Origin of the sequence: Vibrio hippocampi (assembly GCF_921292975.1) — a bacterium.
Classification (GTDB): domain Bacteria; phylum Pseudomonadota; class Gammaproteobacteria; order Enterobacterales; family Vibrionaceae; genus Vibrio; species Vibrio hippocampi.
In genome coordinates this window covers 256,405-273,798 of the sequence record NZ_CAKLCM010000001.1, presented here as the reverse complement: position 1 = coordinate 273,798, position 17,394 = coordinate 256,405, and the positions used below count along the sequence as shown (strand labels likewise).

Below are 17,394 nucleotides of genomic sequence, written 5' to 3'. Positions count from 1 at the left end.
ACCAGCAGAGCCACTTACTGCTTCTCTGCTTTTTTATCCCTTGCTAATAGATCTTGCGCGGCAAGTCTTGCGTCTTTCTGTTGATACAGTACTTGATAGATTTGGTCAACAATTGGCATTTCAACCCCAACTCGCTGAGAAAGCAGCCAAACTTCTTTGGTGTTGCGATAGCCTTCCACCACTTGACCTATCTCTTGCTGTGCAATATCAACGTCTTTCCCTTGACCTAAAGCAAGACCAAATCGACGGTTTCTTGATTGGTTGTCGGTACAAGTTAAGACTAGATCACCGAGTCCTGCCATACCCATAAAGGTATCAGGCTTAGCGCCCAACGCCATTCCAAGACGCGTCATTTCTGCCAAGCCACGAGTAATCAACGCCGTACGCGCATTGGCACCAAAGCCAATACCATCAGACATACCTGCACCAATAGCGATGACGTTTTTCACTGCGCCACCCAACTGCATACCGATGAAATCATCATTGGCATAAACACGGAACGACTTACTACAGTGAATTTTATCTTGAAGATCGGCAACAAATTCTTTATCGGGAGAAGCCACGGCAATCGCCGTTGGCATTCCCATCGCGAGTTCTTTGGCAAAAGTTGGACCTGACAATACCGCCAGTGGATAACTGTCACCAAGAATATCTTGGGCAACTTCCTTCAATAAACGTCCCGTTTCTGGCTCTAATCCTTTGGTTGCCCAACAGATTCGGCTATCTTCTCTAAGGTGTGGCTTAATGCTGTTTAACACGATACCAAACACATGACTTGGTACAACAATCAAAAGATCACGATTCGCTTCAACCGCAGCCTTTAAGTCCGATTCAACGATCAATGACTCAGGAAAATCAATTCCAGGAAGGAACTCATGGTTAGCGCGGTCAGCCTCTAATCTTTCCATATGTTCTGACTCATGCCCCCAGATCACAACGTTTTCGCCGTTGCGAGCGAGAGAAATGGCCAATGACGTTCCATAAGAGCCTGCACCGATAACCGTCATCGCGATATCTTTTCCATAGGAATTGTTCATAGCATTACCCTATTGTTTTATTGAAGTAGTCTAAACCCGAACGAGAAAAATAAAAAATGCACATACGCGTTGCGCTGTGCATTTTTCTAAACAGAGTCAGTCTGAAGTCAAAAAGATTAAGCTTCCGCTTGACCTTCTTGCTGAGCTTGCTGCTGTAGGTAGTTCATAAACAGAGCGTCAAAGTTAACTGGCGCTAGGTTTAGTTGAGGGAACGTACCCTTAGTCACTAGGCTTGAGATAGTCTCACGCGCATAAGGGAATAGGATGTTCGGGCAGAAAGCACCTAGGCAGTGTGCTAGTTGACCTTGTTCCATCTGCTCTGCGGTAAAGATACCACCTTGCTGAACTTCACATAGGAACGCAGTATCATCAGCGTTTTTAACCGTTACTGTTAGACGAAGAACAACTTCGTAAACGCCTTGACCTAGTTCACGGCTTTGAGTGTCTAGATCCAGTTTTACATCTGGGTTCCAATCTTTTTGGAACATATCTGGAGAGTTTGGCGCTTCAAAAGAGACATCTTTTAGAAAGATGCGTTGAATTGCGAAGTTCTGTTGTGCTTCTTGCGGAGCTGCTTCAGCCATGATGGTTTTCCTTAAATTCGTCTAGTTAATCAGATAATAATGTGTGCAGACTAAACCAAGCTAGAGTGGAATGACTAGATCAGCCGCTATTTCCGTGGTGCTTATCACACCCCACTGTAGCAATTGGCGCAAACTTGTTCAGCTCTTACCGTTATTTCTTGCCTTTGATCAGAGGCAAGCTGGCGTCTTTCCAGCCGACAATGCCATCTTTCAATAGAAAGACTTTCTCAAATCCAGCTTTCGCTAGTAGATTGGCACTCTCTTGTGCGGTCTGACCCGTCTTACATACCACAATGATTGGGTCAGATTTACGGTTTTCAAGGCTAGGTAGGTTTCCTTCCTTAATATCTGACGGCAAAATGTTGACTGCGCCGGTGATATGACCACGCTTAAAGTCATCCTTTGCGCGAATATCGACCACCACACCAGACTCTTTATTCATCATCTGAGTGACCAATGCAGCTGGAACTTCTTTATAAGCTGCCGTTGCGGTTTTGATAATGTTTAAGATCAGAAAAACAAATAGACCGACCCAAACCGCCGACATAATCATGTTCTGCTGAAAAAATTCTAAATACTCTTGCATCAATACTTGCTCTTACTGGTTAAACATAAAAAATCAGTGATGGAGTATAGCCGCTTAAAAAAGCTGTGGCGAGAGGGGAAAATGTTTCTAGAGCATAATTGAGATCCTTCGCTGCTCTCCACTTCCCTTAATCACCATCTTTTGACTATTGATACGATAGAGACAAGCAATGCCCGTTTGCTCACCACTTACTTTAAACTGAGACAAAACGTTGATTCATAGCAGACATTAATCATCTCAAGGACAAACCATCAAAGTCGGCATACGACTTCCTTAAGCAACTGACGATAGTGTCGAAATGTCGTCTATGATTAGACGTTGTAGCAAGCAAAAATCGCGTTACAAAATGCTCAATACTGTAAAGAAGCTACGGTTAACAGAGAGATAATTTGATCTTCCACTACAGTTTTGCTTAAAAAATGTAGTAAAGTTACGCTAATTTGTTTTCTGTAAAGTTACTATCGATTTGACGAGGTTATAACTATGTCAGCTAAGAAGCCAATGGCTCTAGTGATTCTTGACGGTTGGGGTTACCGTGAAGATAACGCAAGCAACGCAATCAACAATGCTAAAACACCTGTAATGGATAGCTTGTGGGCAAACAACCCGCATACGCTTATCTCTGCTTCAGGCATGGATGTTGGCCTACCCGATGGCCAAATGGGTAACTCTGAAGTGGGTCATACCAACATTGGCGCAGGTCGTGTTGTATACCAAGACCTAACACGTATTACTAAGTCTATTGCTGATGGCGAGTTCAACCAAAACGAAGCGCTTGTTGCCGCTATCGATAGCGCTGTTTCTGCTGGTAAAGCCGTTCACCTATTAGGTTTGATGTCTCCAGGTGGCGTTCACTCACACGAAGACCACATCTACGCAGCAGTAAAAATGGCAGCAGAACGTGGCGCAGAGAAAATCTACCTACACTGCTTCCTAGACGGTCGTGACACACCACCACGCAGCGCAGAAGGTTCGCTGAAACGCTTCGAAGCGCTTTTCGCTGAGCTAGGCAAAGGTCGCGTTGCTTCTCTTGTGGGTCGTTACTACGCAATGGATCGTGATAATAACTGGGATCGCGTTCAAGTTGCTTATGATCTATTAACACAAGCTAAAGCTGACTTCACTGTTGACTCTGCAGTCGCGGGTCTTGAAGCCGCTTACGCTCGTGAAGAAAACGACGAATTTGTTAAAGCAACCGCGATCAAAGCAGAAGGTCAAGAAGACGCTGCTATGCAAGATGGCGACGCGGTTATCTTTATGAACTACCGTGCTGACCGTGCGCGTCAAATCACGCGTACTTTTGTTCCTGACTTTGATGGTTTTGAGCGTGCAGCCTTCCCACAAATCAACTTCGTAATGTTGACTCAATACGCTGCTGATATTCCGCTAACAACAGCATTCCCACCGGCATCGCTAGAGAATACTTACGGTGAGTGGCTATCTAAAGCCGGTAAAACTCAGCTACGTATCTCTGAAACAGAGAAATACGCTCACGTTACTTTCTTCTTCAACGGTGGTGTTGAGTCTGAGTTTGACGGCGAAGAGCGTCAGCTTGTAGCTTCACCGAAAGTCGCCACTTACGATCTACAACCAGAAATGAGTTCAGCAGAGCTGACTGAAAAAATGGTTGCTGCGATCAAATCAGGCAAATACGACACCATCATCTGTAACTACCCGAACGCAGATATGGTTGGTCACACTGGTGTTTACGATGCCGCTGAACAAGCGATCGAAGCGCTAGACGCGAGTGTTGCTAAAATCGTTGAAGCAATTAAAGAAGTCGGCGGTCAAATGCTCATTACTGCTGACCACGGCAACGCAGAGATGATGGTTGACCCTGAAACAGGCGGCATCCACACAGCGCACACTAACTTACCTGTGCCGCTAATCTATGTGGGTGACAAAGCGCTTGAATTTAAAGAAGGCGGTAAGCTTTCTGATCTCGCACCAACGATGCTTTCAATGGCTGACCTAGAGATCCCAGCAGAAATGTCTGGTGAAGTTCTAGTAAAGTAATACGATATTGAAACTGCTGATAAAACGCCGATGCCCTCGCATCGGCGTTTTTGTCTGCTTGCGCCAATAATCGCTTTTCAATAGAGTAGTAACCGACTCATTCTAATACGGACTTGCTGTGTGGTTTTCTATGCCCTCTGATTGTAAACATTCTCGTTTTTCTGCTTTCGTGCTCAGCATTGTCCTATCGACAGGTATCGGCTACTCATCATTAGTGAACGCAGCGAACCAATCCGAACTGACTGGCGTAAAAACCGAAATTAAACGCCAACAAAAAGAGCTCGCCACACAACAGAAAGAACTGGATAAACTGCAAAAGTCGTTAAGAGAGCAAGAAGTTGGCATTGCCAACATTCAAAAAGCGATCAAAAACACCGAACAAAAGCTGCAACAAAGCAACCGAAACATTGATGCGATCAACAAAAAAATCAGCACCTTATCTCAGCAAAAAATCGCACAACAAACCTTATTAGCTGAACTGATCAGTACCTACTATATTGCTCAAAACTCGTCATCTGCGGAAAATATTTTCAATTCAGAACCCGATGAGCAACGAATGAGCCAGTATTATCAACACTTGGCAAAAGCGAGAACAGAAACCCTAAAACAGCTTTCAGAAACGGAAAAACAATTACTGGAAAGCCAGCAAGCACGACAAGCAGAAAAAAACCAGATCGCAAACTTGCTTGAGCAGCAAAAGAAAGATCAAACAACCCTTGCCAGCAGTCGCTCCAACCGAAAAAGTACGGTTAAAAAAATCACGTCTAACATATCGAATGACAAAAGCTACTTGGCTGAATTGCAGCGCAATGAGACACGCTTAAAAGCCGAGATAGCAAAAGCGGCCAAGCGTAACCAAGTGCCGATGAATGGATTGGCAAAACAAAAAGGCAAACTGCCATGGCCGGTGAAAGGACAAGTATTACACCGTTTTGGCACCAAACAGACAGGTCATGTGGACTGGAAAGGTATGGTCATCAAGGCAGACTATGGTGACACCATAAAATCTGTCTACTCCGGTACCGTCGTATTCGCGGACTACTTGCGAGGCTACGGCTTAGTGGTGTTACTCGATCACGGTAAAGGCGATATGACCTTGTATGGTTTCAATCAAACCCTATTGAAGAAAGAAGGCGATAAAGTGATCGCGGGAGAGACCATTGCCTTAGCGGGCGACACTGGGGGACAATCCACGGCTTCACTCTATTTTGAGATCCGCCGCAACAGCCGAGTGCAAAACCCGGTTAACTGGCTAAAACGCTAGTACCCAAAGGCAACAACTTGCTAGATGGTTGAGCTTTTCATCATTTTGACACCATCTTCCAACAGTGCCAGTTGCTCGGAACCTTTTTCGGTGGCAAGCGGTTTTACCGCATTAATCATCTGAAGCATACCCTGCTGTACCACTTCTTCTGTAATGCGTGTTTTTGGAGACATTGCAGAGCGGTAACTCAGCCAACTCACGGCCATCAAGTGCAATGTCACAACCAAGCTTTTAAGCTCTTTCTCTTTGAGCGCGAGCAAATTCATATCCACAAACGCTTTAAGGATGTTAATCAAGTTGCCTTGAAGGCGATCTTGTACATTGATGTAATCGGTATGAAGCTCAGGATCACGTTGTAAGATTTCGGGCAAGTTGGCGTAGAAAAATCGATATTTCCACATCAAAGTAAAAATGGAATCAAGGTAATGCTTAAGGAGTCCAAGACTCTCTTGCTGCCCTTGAACTGGCGAAAAGCGCTCAATCAACTCTTTCGAATAAAGGGAGAAAATTTCTCGTACTATCTCCTGCTTATTGCGGAAGTGATAGTAAAGATTGCCAGGGCTGATTTCGAGTTGGCTTGAAATATGATTGGTCGTAACATTACGCTCACCATCTGAGTTAAACATTTCAAGCGCCGTGTGGACAATTCGATCACGCGTTTTCATTATATATTCCCTTTCCCCCTAAATCACAAAACAGTATACGCAAGTCATTTAAAGATTCTAGGTACTTCTCTAGCAGGAGTAACACCGCCTCTATCTGCAGTCACAAAAAAAGCACTCAATTGAGTGCTTAATCAACATTTGTTTGCAACAGACTCATTATTAACCATTTTATCTGTTAACAAATACCGTGTTATTCCACTTCATCCATTTTGCCAAGCAGGTTACGAATACGCTCTTGCCATTGTGAATGCTCTTGTTGCATCTGCGCATTTTTCGCTTCTAGCTCTTCACGGCTGTTTTTTAGTTGCTCGGCTTGGTTTGCAAGCTCCGTTTTTTGCTCTTTAAGCTCTTCAACTTCCATTTGCAATAGAGCGATTGTGTCAACCGCAGTTTGAATTTTTGCTTCTAGCTGTTCTAATACTTCAAAAGACATCTCGGCCTACCTTATTCAATTTATATGGAAGCGCTATGTTCCACTTAACATTGCCCCTATTCTACTCAGCCTAGCTCAGATAGACACGCGCTATATTGAATTTCGATCCTATTTGCGCAAAAAAACAACATATAGTTCGATGAAAAAATCCAAAGTCTCGCCATTTAACTCTTTTCATATTCACATCGCAATTATTTACCGCAAACTTGATTTGGTCATGTACTCCGTCCGCTAAAAACGCAAACGTTTCCATTGAGATGTGCTAGAATCCCGCGTTGTAAATTCTTTCGTCTATTTTCTGTTTTTTTGGAGTCTATATGAAGCGCGATTTAGCAATGGCTTTTTCACGAGTTACCGAAGGTGCAGCTCTTGCTGGGTACAAATGGTTGGGTCGAGGTGACAAAAACGCAGCGGACGGTGCTGCTGTTGAGGTGATGCGTAGCCTGCTTAATAAGACCGAAATCAGTGGTGAGATTGTTATTGGCGAAGGAGAAATCGATGATGCTCCTATGCTGTTTATCGGTGAACATGTCGGCGTCGGTGGCGATGCGGTTGATATTGCTGTTGACCCTATTGAAGGCACTCGCATGACCGCGATGGGTCAATCAAACGCGCTCGCTGTATTGGCGGCTGGCGAAAAAGGCAGTTTCCTAAAAGCGCCTGATATGTACATGGAAAAGTTGGTGGTTGGTCCTGGTGCTAAAGGGGTCATAGACCTTGCACTTCCTCTTGCCGACAACCTAAAAAACATCGCTAAAGCCCTGAATAAACCTCTCGACACTCTCGTGGTAACAACGCTGGCTAAACCGCGCCACGACCAAGTTATTCAAGAGATGCAAGCTATGGGTGTCCGTGTATTTGCTGTGCCCGATGGTGACGTCGCTGCTTCAGTATTAACTTGTATGCCTGACAGTGAAGTTGATGTGATGTACTGCATTGGCGGTGCGCCTGAAGGGGTGGTTTCTGCCGCAGTCATTCGAGCGCTAGACGGTGATATGCATGGTCGTCTACTACCAAGACATGAAGTCAAAGGCGACAACGAAGAAAACCGCAAAGCGGGCGAGCAAGAACTGGCTCGCTGCAAAGAGATGGGCGTTGAAGCAAATGTCATTCTTCGTATGGAAGATATGGCTCGCAGTGACAATATTATTTTCTCAGCGACCGGTATCACTAAAGGTGATCTTCTAGAAGGGATTAGCCGTTCAGGAAACATTGCAACCACCGAGACGCTACTTATCCGTGGTCGTTGCCGCACTATCCGTCGCATTAAATCAACGCACTACCTAGAAAGAAAAGATCCAGAAATCAGAGATATTATTCTGTAATCTGCCTGCGCTAAATAGCCTGAAAACGTCGAATATTTTCGGCGTTTTTTGTTTTTCAATTGGCGGACTTGCTACGGATATTGAGAGATAAGTAAATAATTTGCTTTATAAAACCATTGCGCCATAATAGCCTGTGCAATCGGTTTACTTACTTTATTATCCATTACCATGAAAGCTACTGAACAGATTATCAACATCATAAAACGTGAAGGTGCGGTGACGGCTAAATCCATCGCAGAGCGACTCGCCATTACTACTATGGGGGCAAGGCAGCACTTGCAGATCCTCGAAGAAGAGCAGTTGCTGCAATTTGAAGATGTGAAAGTTAAAGTAGGTAGACCCAATAGACACTGGTCATTGACCGATCAAGGTCATGCCTATTTTGCCGATAAGCACAGCGATCTTACGGTACAGTTTATTGATGCGATTGAAGATATTTTTGGTGAAGATGGCTTAAAAAAGGTCGCCAATAAAAGAGAGCAACAAACTCTTGAGCATTACCAACCGCATCTAACTTCACTGACCGATTTAAAAAACAAAGTGATGAAACTGGCTCAACTAAGAGAGTCTGACGGTTACATGGCTGAGTTTGTTGAATTGGAAAATGGGTTTGCCTTAATTGAGAATCACTGCCCTATCTGCAAAGCAGCCACGCGTTGTGAATTACTGTGTCAATCTGAACTTAACGTGTTTCAATCTTTGCTAGGGGACGAGGTCAGCGTGACGCGCAGTGAGCACATCGTTCAAGGTGCTAGACGCTGTCTGTATCACTTTTCATACAAGGCTGACGCCTAAAAAACAAGCTAGAGTTAACCAAATTCGACAGGCAATCATAACGTTAGCCTCTTAACTCTTTTCCAGCAACCTTGTGGCAATCTCATTTCTGTTACAGATTATAATCTGCATTCACTTTATCTTTGCGATAAACGCTCCTACGCTCAAATCATGGCTTGGTCTTTTCATGGAGCGAAAATTATGACACAGAGTATTCATCTCCCTTCGTTTGACGAACTCGCCGCGCTGGCAAAAGATAATCCAGAAAAGTTGACTCAACTTAGACAACAACTGTGTGACCAATACATCGACACCTGCTCAGAAGCGATGCAAACGCGACTGACTGCTCAACAGTCTCACATCGAACGAGTCCTACAAAAAGCCAAAAATCCGATCCACGCCAATGTGCTACTGCGTGATGAACTGCATCGCCAAATCGTCAAATTTTCCAAAGCACTTAATGGTGAACAGTTAGAACCCTCAACCGGTGCGACGATCTTACCTTTTGGGCGTAAAGAAGAGTGGCGATAGTCGTCCGCCTAACTCTGCCTAATACGGCTTATGATGAAGCTTTATAAGGTAATGTTTTTAAGTTTTCTGAAGCAGGCTTTATCCATGTCGACCATATTGACCGTCAGGCTACTAATGTGACTGGCCTGCTGCTGTAACACCGCAAGTAATGCATCAGCGAGCACCTGTTTCTGCTCCATGCTACGTCCGGCAAGCAGTTCAAAGTGAATATGGATAAAATCTTCAGTGTCACCACGCTCCCCAATTAACCACTGGTGATAGCGGTGACTTCGAGATTTCACATCACGGCTATCAAACAAATCACAATCAAGCGCGACTTGATGTAAGTCCTGCAGCAGTCCTTGTAAATTAAGGCGCTCCTCTGCAGTATGTGAATACTCCATTACTAAATTAGGCATAACGTTAGACTCCATTTAAATGACCCAATCCATCAACTTATCGGGCTAACTTTTATTGATAACAGGCTTGGTGTGTTTCACCGAGTAGTGTTTCGCAAATCTGCTGTTGGGATCACTTGAATGGGTTGATACGCAAGTCACTGCTATCTCGGAAAGAAATGATAAGAGTCATGATTTGCCCTCATTAATTTGCTATATTCAATCCTAGCGACATTTGTTTTTTTTATTTTTTTGACACACATTAATTTGGGAGATTTTCTCATGCGTCAACCTGTAGTAATGGGCAACTGGAAACTGAACGGTAGCAAATCAATGGTTACTGATCTTATCAACGGTCTTAACGCTGAACTTGAAGGCGTGACGGGTGTAGATGTTGCGATTGCACCACCTGCACTGTACATCGACCTAGCTGAACGTCTTATTAAAGAAGGCGGTAACAAGCTAATCCTTGGGGCTCAAAACACAGATATTAACAACAGCGGTGCATTCACTGGCGACATGTCTCCAGAGATGCTAAAAGACTTCGGTGCCACTCACATCATCATCGGTCACTCTGAGCGTCGTGAGTATCACAACGAGTCTGACGAGTTCATCGCTAAGAAATTTGCATTCCTAAAAGAGAACGGTCTAAAACCTGTTTTCTGTATCGGTGAATCTGAAGCGCAAAACGAAGCAGGTGAAACTGAAGCAGTTTGTGCTCGTCAAATTGACGCGGTCATTAACGCTTGCGGTATTGATGCTCTGAATGGTGCCATCATCGCTTACGAACCAATCTGGGCAATCGGCACTGGTAAAGCAGCGACAGCAGACGATGCACAGCGTATCCACGCGTCTATCCGTGCTCATATCGCAGCGAAAAGTGCAGCAGTAGCTGAACAAGTTATCATTCAGTACGGTGGTTCTGTTAAGCCAGAAAATGCTGAATCTTACTTTGCAAAGCCTGACATCGACGGCGCGCTAGTGGGCGGTGCATCTCTTGATGCTAAGAGCTTCGCAGCTATCGCTAAAGCAGCTGCTGCTGCAAAAAGCTAATTGAAGCGTTAAGCAAATAACAAAAAACCGCAGTTCAAACTGCGGTTTTTTATATCCAAAACAGAGTGTGCCGATTAGAACAACTCTTCTGCCACTTTGAACAGATCATTACGGACGGGACGCTTCATGTTCTCGATTGCATCGATAATGTCGTGGTGTACCAAGTCATCACGTTGAATACCAACACAACGACCACCGTGACCTTCCATCAATAGGTGCACCGCATAGTTACCCATACGTGACGCTAATACGCGGTCAAATGCTCTTGGTCGACCACCACGTTGAATGTGACCAAGTACAGTCGCACGAGTTTCACGACCAGTAGCAGCTTCAATCTCTTTTGCTAATCCGTTGGCATCTGTAACCAACTCGGTAAGTGCGATGATCGCGTGTTTCTTACCTTTTGCGATACCTTGATTAATGCTGTCGATAAGCTTGTCTTTATCCAAGCCAGTTTCGGGGGTGATGATATATTCACAACCACCAGCAATCGCTGCCATTAGCGTCAGATCACCACAGTGGCGACCCATGATCTCTACGATAGAAATACGCTGGTGAGACGAAGAAGTATCACGTAATCTGTCAATAGCATCAATCACGGTATTCAGTGCTGTCATGTAGCCGATAGTGTAGTCGGTACCTGCGATATCGTTGTCGATAGTGCCTGGAAGACCAATACATGGGTAACCCATTTCAGTCAATTTCTTCGCACCCATGTAAGAACCATCTCCACCCACAACAACTAGAGCGTCAATATCGTGTTTCTTTAGATTTTCAATCGCTTGAGCACGTACGGATTCTTCTTTGAATTCAGGGAAACGGGCAGAGCCAAGGAAAGTACCGCCACTATTGATAACATCAGAAACACTTGAACGGTCTAATTTTTCAATACGATCGTTATAAAGTCCAAGGTAACCATCGTAAACACCGAAAACTTCAAGACCTTCTGATAGAGCAGTACGAACTACGCCGCGCACCGCCGCGTTCATACCCGGTGCGTCACCACCACTCGTCAAAACCCCAATTTTTTTAATCATGCTAACCCCAATTATGCATTCTCATTTGAAATAGTAAGTATGGCGCAAAATGCGTCATAAATAATTTATTGTTGCCAAACTTCGCAACGAACACTGTCCACGCTCCCCAAAACATGAAACAGATAATACTTCGACAAGTATTACAGTTCGTGAGTTCCCGAATCTTGATTCACGTCAGACTGCGGTCTTTTCAAACGGGAAACCAGTGAAATTGTCGATTTATCTCGTTGTAATCTCTTGGTTTACAACTTCACCATTATACGTGGAAAATTTGTTAAAAGCGCATTTTTTTTACACACCGAAATAAACTTAATCTAAGTGTTTTTGTTTCGCCTCTTCAACGAGTGTTACTGAGTATGGATCTTGGTGAATAATGATATCTGAGTATGGGAAAGCATCGAGCAATGCATGCTCCACATTATCAGCAATACGATGGGCTTGGATCAAAGGTAGATCGTCATCCAACTCTAAGTGCAACTGAATAAACCTAACTGGACCCGACATTCGGGTACGAATCTGATGAACACCGAGCACCTGCGGTTCTGAGTGGCAAATCTCTCTGATTTTTAACAGCTCTTCTTCTGGAAGTTGGCGATCAAGCAACGACTGTATGGCGTCATTTGCCATCTTGGCTGCACTCACCAAAATAAACACCCCTATTCCAATCGCAAATACCGCATCGGCTTGTCCTACGCCATACCAACTTAAGCCCAGCGCAACAATAATGGCGGCGTTCATATACAGATCGGATTGGTAATGAAGAGAGTCAGCAGCGATGGCCTGGCTGCCTGTTTTACGAACTACATACTTTTGGAAAGTGACCAGACCTAAAGTAATAAACAGCGAGATGACACTCACGCCAATACCTAACTCTGGTGCATTAAGCTCATGAGGGCGGAAAAAACGATCGACACCATTAAGAATAAGGAAACAAGCCGAACCAGAAATAAACATCGCTTGCGCCAACGCCGCAAGTGACTCCGCTTTACCGTGTCCAAAGGAGTGTTCCTTGTCGGCAGGTTGCAGTGAATATTTGACCACAACAAGGTTGACTAACGAAGCGGCGATATCAATCATAGAGTCGATCAATGACGCCAACAGACTGACAGAGCCTGTGACCCACCATGTCATTAGTTTGATAATTAGCAGCACGGTCGCCACGGTTGTTGCAGCCCAAGCCGCTGTTTGCACAAGTTTCGCGTAATTGTCTGTCATCTGTTGCGGTATCTATCCATAATCTGAGCGATAAGTATACTCTGAGCGACTCCTAATTAGTCGCTTTTTAAGATAATAATTACAGTTAATTACACCAGAAATATCAAACAAATAGACAAAAAAAAGTGGCCATTGGCCACAAAAAAAGATGAAAGCATATTGAATGACTTGTTGGCTTCAAAAGGGAATATCAGTACAAAACCGACAGCGTTAGTGTTAAACGCACTTCCATCTAAATTAGAACCCAAGGGGTCGTTGCGAACAGCAACGAAAAACAGGCAAACCGTTTTAACTTATAAACGATTTGCCTAATATTAAATATAGACCTTACTCAGCGGATTTTGCAGCGATTCTTTCTGCTCTTTTACCCATTTTTTCCATGCATTTTTCCAGACGTTGCTGCTGAAGTTCTTGCAACTTAGTTTTCTGCTCTGCGGTTAAAACGCTCAACATTTTATGTTGTTGTTCCATTTTACCTACACGACGCTGAGCTTGTTTTTCAACCATTTCTGTTGCCAAGCTTTGAGCAGCTTGTGCATCAAAAGTATCCGCTAGCAAGACTGATTGCATCTGGCTATGACGAGCCATCATTTCTGCTTTTTTCACTTCAACGTCACCGCTGCGTTCCGCTCTACGAGCTTCACGAGAGGCATTACGCAACTCTTTTAGTTGCTCTTGCTGCTCATCAGTAAGGTCAAGTTGGCGGAACATACCTTTTGATACATCCATACATTGTTCGCCTTTACCCATGCCACCTTTTTGACCACCAGGACCGCCTTTTGCCATTGCCGTAACAGAGCCAAAAGCAAGAGGAAGAACCGTTGCAGCAATAACCAGTTTTTTAGCAAATTTCATAATCTATACCTCATTGAGTTTTATATCATGGCTGCTTCTGCAGCGCTTGAGTGTAGAATAGCGTTGCCAAAGTAAAGCAACGTACAGTGAGCGTAAAGAAGCGTAAAGATAGATTTTTCTGCTATTTAACGCATTATTATATGCAGGTATTGGATACTTATAAGAGACAAAGTTATGGCGCACATCCTGATTATTGATGACGACACAGAGCTAACGAGCTTGCTTAAAGACATTCTGAGTTTTGAAGGCTTTACCGTCAGTGAAGCTAACGACGGTCTCGCTGGATTAGAAGCGATAAACGATGGCGTCGACTTGGTGCTCATGGATGTGATGATGCCAAAACTGAATGGTATCGATACCCTCAAGCGACTTCGAGAAAAATGGGAAACCCCAGTATTGATGTTGACCGCCAAGGGAGATGAAATCGACCGAGTCCTTGGCTTTGAGCTAGGAGCTGACGACTACCTACCAAAACCATTCAGTGATCGTGAGTTGCTTGGACGTATTAAGGCAATATTACGTCGTACGCAAACACGGACCGAGCCGGAGTCAACCGACCACTATAGCTTCGACGATATTCAAGTCTACCCAAGTCGTCAGGAAGCACACTGTCAGGGACAGTTACTTGATCTTACCTCTACTGAGTTTGCGCTATTACAATATTTAGTTCAAAACCCAGGAGAAACGTTAACTAAAGAGGTCTTGAGTTTAGAGGTTCTTGGTAAGCGGCTGTCTACTTTTGATCGTGCCATTGATATGCACGTCTCCAATTTACGCAAAAAGCTCCCGGAGAAAACGGATGGCAAAGCAAGAATAAAAACCTTGCGTGGTCGTGGATATCTGTTGGTCAAGGAATAACCATGAAACTACCGAAAATCAACAGCCTATACGGGCGCATCTTTGCCATCTTTTGGACTACCATGTTACTGGTGCTTATTGCGGTACTGTCGTTACCGCACTTAGACCCAAGGGTGGCGCGTGATGTGCCGAGTGATACCCTAACCAAACTGTATAAGGTACGTGATAAGGTACAAAACCGCCTTGAGGGTGAGACTGACCTTTCCCGTGCGATCATGACGTTTGACAATCAGTTCTCTCGAGGTAACAACCATAGAAAGAACGAGGTGCCAAGGCTGTTCCTCTCTGAACAAGATGGCACCATCCTTAGCACTCAAGACCGCGATAGTTTTAAGTTTCGTACCCTGCAAAATTTTATCACTTCGGTAGAATCCCCAGATACGCCGATGCAAAAGCTGTATGGCAAATATATGCTGGCAGGTCCCCTACCGATTACCCTCGCCGACCAAGAACTCCATATGTATATCGGTATGCGTTGGAATCAACCGCCGCCATTTTTGATCAATCTATTTGATAAACCGCTGCAACTGCTTTTGGCAGTCATGGCGGTGAGCACACCGTTATTACTGTGGCTTGCATGGGCACTGAGTCAACCAGCAAGGCGATTGGAGCGTGCAGCACGACGAGTCGCCAAAGGTGAGTTTACCGAAGATCCTGAATTGGAAACGGGCACCGCTGAATTTAAACAAGCTGGCAGCAGCTTCAACCAAATGGTATTGGCGGTCAATCAGATAATCTCTGGACAGCAGCGTTTATTGTCCGACATCTCGCATGAACTGCGTTCACCGCTCACGAGGCTACGCATGGCGACAGCGCTGGCGACTCGTAAGCAAGGAGAAAGCCCTGAGTTAAAACGTATTGATACAGAGGCACAACGCCTAGAACAAATGATTGGTGAGCTGCTTGAATTATCGAGAATGAATATCGATAGCCATGTAACGCGAGAAACACAGCCGGCAAGCAGTTTATGGGAAGAAATACTCGATGATGCGCAATTTGAAGCAGAACAGAGAGGCAAACAATTAACCTACAGCGACATTCCCGACGTCACGCTCTCTGGTAACCCCAAACTGCTGATGAGTGCCATAGAGAACATCATCCGCAATGCCATCTGTTACGGTCAGAATAAGATCGATATCGAGATGCAAGTTGAGCAACAACACCTACTGATCTGCGTAGAAGATGATGGACCGGGCGTGCCTGAAGAGGAAATCAACGATATTTTTCGCCCTTTCTACCGCGTCTCAACTGCGCGAGATAGAGAATCTGGTGGAACTGGATTGGGACTGGCAATTACTCAAAGCGCTGTTTTGCAGCATAATGGTGAAATTACAGCCTCTCGCAGCAAATTAGGCGGCTTAAAAATGGCGGTAAAACTGCCACTATCCTTATAATGCTACCCTTGCTTCTCTCTTTATCAACAAATGACCGAATCTCTTTAGGTCATTTGTTGATATCAGTAGATACCCAAGTTACCTCAAGATGCTGAGTTCAGAGGACCTCGCATCTTGAGGTAACTTGGGTATACTCATAACCTCTCATTCAGATCAGAGTTTCCCAATGTTTGATATCGCTCTCTACGAACCAGAAATCGCTCCTAATACGGGTAATATTATTCGCTTATGCGCCAACTGTGGCGCTAATCTGCACCTTATCGAGCCATTAGGGTTTGATTTAGAAGAAAAGAAAGTGCGTCGTGCCGGTTTAGATTATCACGACCTAGCCAGAGTCAAGCGCCACAAAGATTACGCGGCCTTTTTAGAATACCTGCAACAGAACCAACCCAACTACCGCTTGTTTGCTTGCACAACCAAAACAACGGGGCACCATACTGACGCCAATTATCAGCAAGGCGATATTCTGCTATTTGGTCCTGAAACACGAGGGCTACCGGCAGAAGTCATCGAGAGCTTGCCGATGGAGCAGCGTATCCGTATTCCTATGATGCCAGATGCTCGTAGCCTAAACCTATCGAATGCGGTGGCTATTATCGCTTATGAAGCATGGAGACAGTTGGGTTTTAAAGGGGCAATGTAAAGCAAAATGAGAGGCTTAGGTCTCTCGTTGGTGACAAGGTGACAAGGTGACAAGACCTATTTTACAAGCAATAAAAAACCCAGCTAAAAAGCTGGGTTTTCAATACTTAACAAGTGAAACTTGATCAATTACTTGATTTTAGCTTCTTTGTACAGAACGTGTTTGCGGACAACTGGATCAAATTTCTTGATCTCAAATTTGCCTGGCATGTTACGCTTGTTCTTGTCAGTTGTGTAGAAGTGACCAGTGTCTGCAGTAGATACTAGACGGATTTTCTCACGAATGCCTTTAGCCATTGCTTAATTCCTCTTATACGTTCTCGCCACGAGAGCGGATATCAACAAGAACAGCATCGATGCCTTTCTTGTCGATGATACGCATACCCTTAGCGGTTAGACGTAGTTTAACAAAGCGTTTTTCGCTTTCTACCCAGAAACGATGAGTTTGTAGGTTCGGCAGAAAACGACGCTTGGTAGCATTTCGTGCGTGTGAACGGTTGTTACCCGTTACAGGACGCTTACCAGTTACTTGGCATACTCGGGACATGAATGTCTTCTCCAAATCGTTTCAGCTCGATATCAACCTTGGTGGCCGAACCTCAATTACAAGAGGCCATAACCATTATGGAATACCCATACAAGGCTATCAAAGGTCGCGCATTATACTAACTTGACGTGCATTGCTCAAGACCCGAACAGATCCTTTTTTAAGGATTTCGTGATCTTTTTCAATTTGAGCTGATATGGG

Annotated in this window: 20 protein-coding genes; 9 read left to right on the top strand and 11 right to left on the bottom strand. The window is 44.5% G+C overall.

What is annotated here, in order from left to right; genetic code table 11:
- Positions 1-14: 14 nt before the first annotated feature.
- The 3 genes from gpsA to L9Q39_RS01320 all read right to left on the bottom strand — a co-directional run bounded on the left by gpsA (position 15) and on the right by L9Q39_RS01320 (position 2,207).
- Entirely contained in the window at positions 15-1,037 is a 1,023-nt protein-coding gene (gene gpsA, locus L9Q39_RS01330) for an NAD(P)H-dependent glycerol-3-phosphate dehydrogenase (RefSeq protein ID WP_237483358.1), read from the bottom strand.
- Between the two features lie 116 nt (positions 1,038-1,153).
- Positions 1,154-1,621, bottom strand: a complete 468-nt coding sequence (gene secB / locus L9Q39_RS01325; protein WP_237483357.1) for a protein-export chaperone SecB — start codon at positions 1,619-1,621, stop codon at positions 1,154-1,156.
- Positions 1,622-1,772: 151 nt separating this feature from the next.
- Entirely contained in the window at positions 1,773-2,207 is a 435-nt protein-coding gene (locus L9Q39_RS01320) for a rhodanese-like domain-containing protein (RefSeq protein WP_237483356.1), read from the bottom strand.
- 483 nt (positions 2,208-2,690) lie between these two features.
- Between L9Q39_RS01320 and gpmM the strand changes: the two genes are divergently transcribed.
- Both gpmM and L9Q39_RS01310 read left to right on the top strand, forming a co-directional pair.
- Positions 2,691-4,223 (top strand): 2,3-bisphosphoglycerate-independent phosphoglycerate mutase, encoded by a 1,533-nt coding sequence (gpmM, locus tag L9Q39_RS01315; protein WP_237483355.1) that lies wholly within the window; start codon positions 2,691-2,693, stop codon positions 4,221-4,223.
- A gap of 130 nt (positions 4,224-4,353) precedes the next feature.
- Positions 4,354-5,487, top strand: a complete 1,134-nt coding sequence (locus L9Q39_RS01310) for a murein hydrolase activator EnvC family protein (RefSeq protein ID WP_237483354.1) — start codon at positions 4,354-4,356, stop codon at positions 5,485-5,487.
- A gap of 20 nt (positions 5,488-5,507) precedes the next feature.
- Here the strand turns inward: L9Q39_RS01310 and L9Q39_RS01305 are convergent, their stop codons facing one another.
- The gene (locus tag L9Q39_RS01305) at positions 5,508-6,152 is read right to left on the bottom strand and encodes a TetR/AcrR family transcriptional regulator (protein WP_237483353.1); all 645 of its coding nucleotides are present in this window, start codon (positions 6,150-6,152) and stop codon (positions 5,508-5,510) included.
- A 190-nt stretch (positions 6,153-6,342) separates the two neighbouring features.
- A complete protein-coding gene (zapB, locus tag L9Q39_RS01300) occupies positions 6,343-6,585 on the bottom strand; it encodes a cell division protein ZapB (RefSeq protein WP_237483352.1) in 243 nt (80 codons plus the stop codon).
- Between the two features lie 317 nt (positions 6,586-6,902).
- Here zapB and glpX point away from each other — a divergent pair, with 317 nt between their 5' ends.
- The 3 genes from glpX to L9Q39_RS01285 all read left to right on the top strand — a co-directional run bounded on the left by glpX (position 6,903) and on the right by L9Q39_RS01285 (position 9,215).
- Positions 6,903-7,910, top strand: coding sequence for a class II fructose-bisphosphatase (gene glpX / locus L9Q39_RS01295; protein WP_237483351.1), 1,008 nt, complete (start codon positions 6,903-6,905; stop codon positions 7,908-7,910).
- A gap of 168 nt (positions 7,911-8,078) precedes the next feature.
- Positions 8,079-8,705, top strand: a complete 627-nt coding sequence (locus L9Q39_RS01290) for a helix-turn-helix transcriptional regulator (RefSeq protein ID WP_237483350.1) — start codon at positions 8,079-8,081, stop codon at positions 8,703-8,705.
- Positions 8,706-8,885: 180 nt separating this feature from the next.
- Complete coding sequence (locus L9Q39_RS01285) at positions 8,886-9,215, top strand: DUF3135 domain-containing protein (RefSeq protein ID WP_237483349.1); 330 nt, start codon at positions 8,886-8,888, stop codon at positions 9,213-9,215.
- Positions 9,216-9,256: 41 nt separating this feature from the next.
- Here L9Q39_RS01285 and L9Q39_RS01280 read toward each other — a convergent pair whose 3' ends face one another.
- On the bottom strand, positions 9,257-9,613 hold the full coding sequence (locus L9Q39_RS01280; RefSeq protein ID WP_237483348.1) for a 5-carboxymethyl-2-hydroxymuconate Delta-isomerase: 357 nt from the start codon (positions 9,611-9,613) through the stop codon (positions 9,257-9,259).
- Between the two features lie 261 nt (positions 9,614-9,874).
- Between L9Q39_RS01280 and tpiA the strand changes: the two genes are divergently transcribed.
- The gene (tpiA, locus tag L9Q39_RS01275) at positions 9,875-10,645 is read left to right on the top strand and encodes a triose-phosphate isomerase (protein ID WP_237483347.1); all 771 of its coding nucleotides are present in this window, start codon (positions 9,875-9,877) and stop codon (positions 10,643-10,645) included.
- A gap of 74 nt (positions 10,646-10,719) precedes the next feature.
- Here the strand turns inward: tpiA and pfkA are convergent, their stop codons facing one another.
- The 3 genes from pfkA to L9Q39_RS01260 all read right to left on the bottom strand — a co-directional run bounded on the left by pfkA (position 10,720) and on the right by L9Q39_RS01260 (position 13,752).
- On the bottom strand, positions 10,720-11,682 hold the full coding sequence (pfkA, locus tag L9Q39_RS01270) for a 6-phosphofructokinase (RefSeq protein ID WP_237483346.1): 963 nt from the start codon (positions 11,680-11,682) through the stop codon (positions 10,720-10,722).
- Positions 11,683-11,991: 309 nt separating this feature from the next.
- The gene (fieF, locus tag L9Q39_RS01265; protein WP_237483345.1) at positions 11,992-12,897 is read right to left on the bottom strand and encodes a CDF family cation-efflux transporter FieF; all 906 of its coding nucleotides are present in this window, start codon (positions 12,895-12,897) and stop codon (positions 11,992-11,994) included.
- Between the two features lie 327 nt (positions 12,898-13,224).
- The gene (locus L9Q39_RS01260) at positions 13,225-13,752 is read right to left on the bottom strand and encodes a CpxP family protein (protein WP_237483344.1); all 528 of its coding nucleotides are present in this window, start codon (positions 13,750-13,752) and stop codon (positions 13,225-13,227) included.
- Between the two features lie 174 nt (positions 13,753-13,926).
- Here L9Q39_RS01260 and L9Q39_RS01255 point away from each other — a divergent pair, with 174 nt between their 5' ends.
- The 3 genes from L9Q39_RS01255 to trmL all read left to right on the top strand — a co-directional run bounded on the left by L9Q39_RS01255 (position 13,927) and on the right by trmL (position 16,647).
- Positions 13,927-14,610 carry a response regulator gene (locus L9Q39_RS01255; protein ID WP_237483343.1) on the top strand — a complete coding sequence of 228 codons (684 nt, stop codon included), beginning with the start codon at positions 13,927-13,929 and terminating at the stop codon, positions 14,608-14,610.
- Positions 14,611-14,612: 2 nt separating this feature from the next.
- On the top strand, positions 14,613-16,004 hold the full coding sequence (gene cpxA / locus L9Q39_RS01250) for an envelope stress sensor histidine kinase CpxA (RefSeq protein ID WP_237483342.1): 1,392 nt from the start codon (positions 14,613-14,615) through the stop codon (positions 16,002-16,004).
- 166 nt (positions 16,005-16,170) lie between these two features.
- The gene (gene trmL, locus L9Q39_RS01245; RefSeq protein ID WP_237483341.1) at positions 16,171-16,647 is read left to right on the top strand and encodes a tRNA (uridine(34)/cytosine(34)/5-carboxymethylaminomethyluridine(34)-2'-O)-methyltransferase TrmL; all 477 of its coding nucleotides are present in this window, start codon (positions 16,171-16,173) and stop codon (positions 16,645-16,647) included.
- Between the two features lie 128 nt (positions 16,648-16,775).
- On the opposite strand, the gene rpmG is transcribed toward trmL, so the two are convergent.
- Entirely contained in the window at positions 16,776-16,943 is a 168-nt protein-coding gene (gene rpmG / locus L9Q39_RS01240; RefSeq protein WP_237483340.1) for a 50S ribosomal protein L33, read from the bottom strand.
- 13 nt (positions 16,944-16,956) lie between these two features.
- Complete coding sequence (rpmB, locus tag L9Q39_RS01235) at positions 16,957-17,193, bottom strand: 50S ribosomal protein L28 (RefSeq protein ID WP_237483339.1); 237 nt, start codon at positions 17,191-17,193, stop codon at positions 16,957-16,959.
- Between the last annotated feature and the right edge of the window lie 201 nt (positions 17,194-17,394).

Excerpts from the sequence above, each read along its gene's own strand:
- secB (WP_237483357.1), bottom strand. The coding sequence starts at position 1,621 with ATGGCTGAAGCAGCTCCGCAAGAAGCACAACAGAACTTCGCAATTCAA.
- L9Q39_RS01255 (WP_237483343.1), top strand. The coding sequence starts at position 13,927 with ATGGCGCACATCCTGATTATTGATGACGACACAGAGCTAACGAGCTTG.
- glpX (WP_237483351.1), top strand. The coding sequence starts at position 6,903 with ATGAAGCGCGATTTAGCAATGGCTTTTTCACGAGTTACCGAAGGTGCA.
- rpmB (WP_237483339.1), bottom strand. The coding sequence starts at position 17,193 with ATGTCCCGAGTATGCCAAGTAACTGGTAAGCGTCCTGTAACGGGTAAC.
- L9Q39_RS01305 (WP_237483353.1), bottom strand. The coding sequence starts at position 6,152 with ATGAAAACGCGTGATCGAATTGTCCACACGGCGCTTGAAATGTTTAAC.
- rpmG (WP_237483340.1), bottom strand. The coding sequence starts at position 16,943 with ATGGCTAAAGGCATTCGTGAGAAAATCCGTCTAGTATCTACTGCAGAC.
- trmL (WP_237483341.1), top strand. The coding sequence starts at position 16,171 with ATGTTTGATATCGCTCTCTACGAACCAGAAATCGCTCCTAATACGGGT.
- L9Q39_RS01320 (WP_237483356.1), bottom strand. The coding sequence starts at position 2,207 with ATGCAAGAGTATTTAGAATTTTTTCAGCAGAACATGATTATGTCGGCG.
- L9Q39_RS01260 (WP_237483344.1), bottom strand. The coding sequence starts at position 13,752 with ATGAAATTTGCTAAAAAACTGGTTATTGCTGCAACGGTTCTTCCTCTT.
- pfkA (WP_237483346.1), bottom strand. The coding sequence starts at position 11,682 with ATGATTAAAAAAATTGGGGTTTTGACGAGTGGTGGTGACGCACCGGGT.
- zapB (WP_237483352.1), bottom strand. The coding sequence starts at position 6,585 with ATGTCTTTTGAAGTATTAGAACAGCTAGAAGCAAAAATTCAAACTGCG.
- fieF (WP_237483345.1), bottom strand. The coding sequence starts at position 12,897 with ATGACAGACAATTACGCGAAACTTGTGCAAACAGCGGCTTGGGCTGCA.
- cpxA (WP_237483342.1), top strand. The coding sequence starts at position 14,613 with ATGAAACTACCGAAAATCAACAGCCTATACGGGCGCATCTTTGCCATC.
- L9Q39_RS01285 (WP_237483349.1), top strand. The coding sequence starts at position 8,886 with ATGACACAGAGTATTCATCTCCCTTCGTTTGACGAACTCGCCGCGCTG.
- L9Q39_RS01280 (WP_237483348.1), bottom strand. The coding sequence starts at position 9,613 with ATGCCTAATTTAGTAATGGAGTATTCACATACTGCAGAGGAGCGCCTT.
- L9Q39_RS01290 (WP_237483350.1), top strand. The coding sequence starts at position 8,079 with ATGAAAGCTACTGAACAGATTATCAACATCATAAAACGTGAAGGTGCG.
- L9Q39_RS01310 (WP_237483354.1), top strand. The coding sequence starts at position 4,354 with ATGCCCTCTGATTGTAAACATTCTCGTTTTTCTGCTTTCGTGCTCAGC.
- tpiA (WP_237483347.1), top strand. The coding sequence starts at position 9,875 with ATGCGTCAACCTGTAGTAATGGGCAACTGGAAACTGAACGGTAGCAAA.
- gpmM (WP_237483355.1), top strand. The coding sequence starts at position 2,691 with ATGTCAGCTAAGAAGCCAATGGCTCTAGTGATTCTTGACGGTTGGGGT.
- gpsA (WP_237483358.1), bottom strand. The coding sequence starts at position 1,037 with ATGAACAATTCCTATGGAAAAGATATCGCGATGACGGTTATCGGTGCA.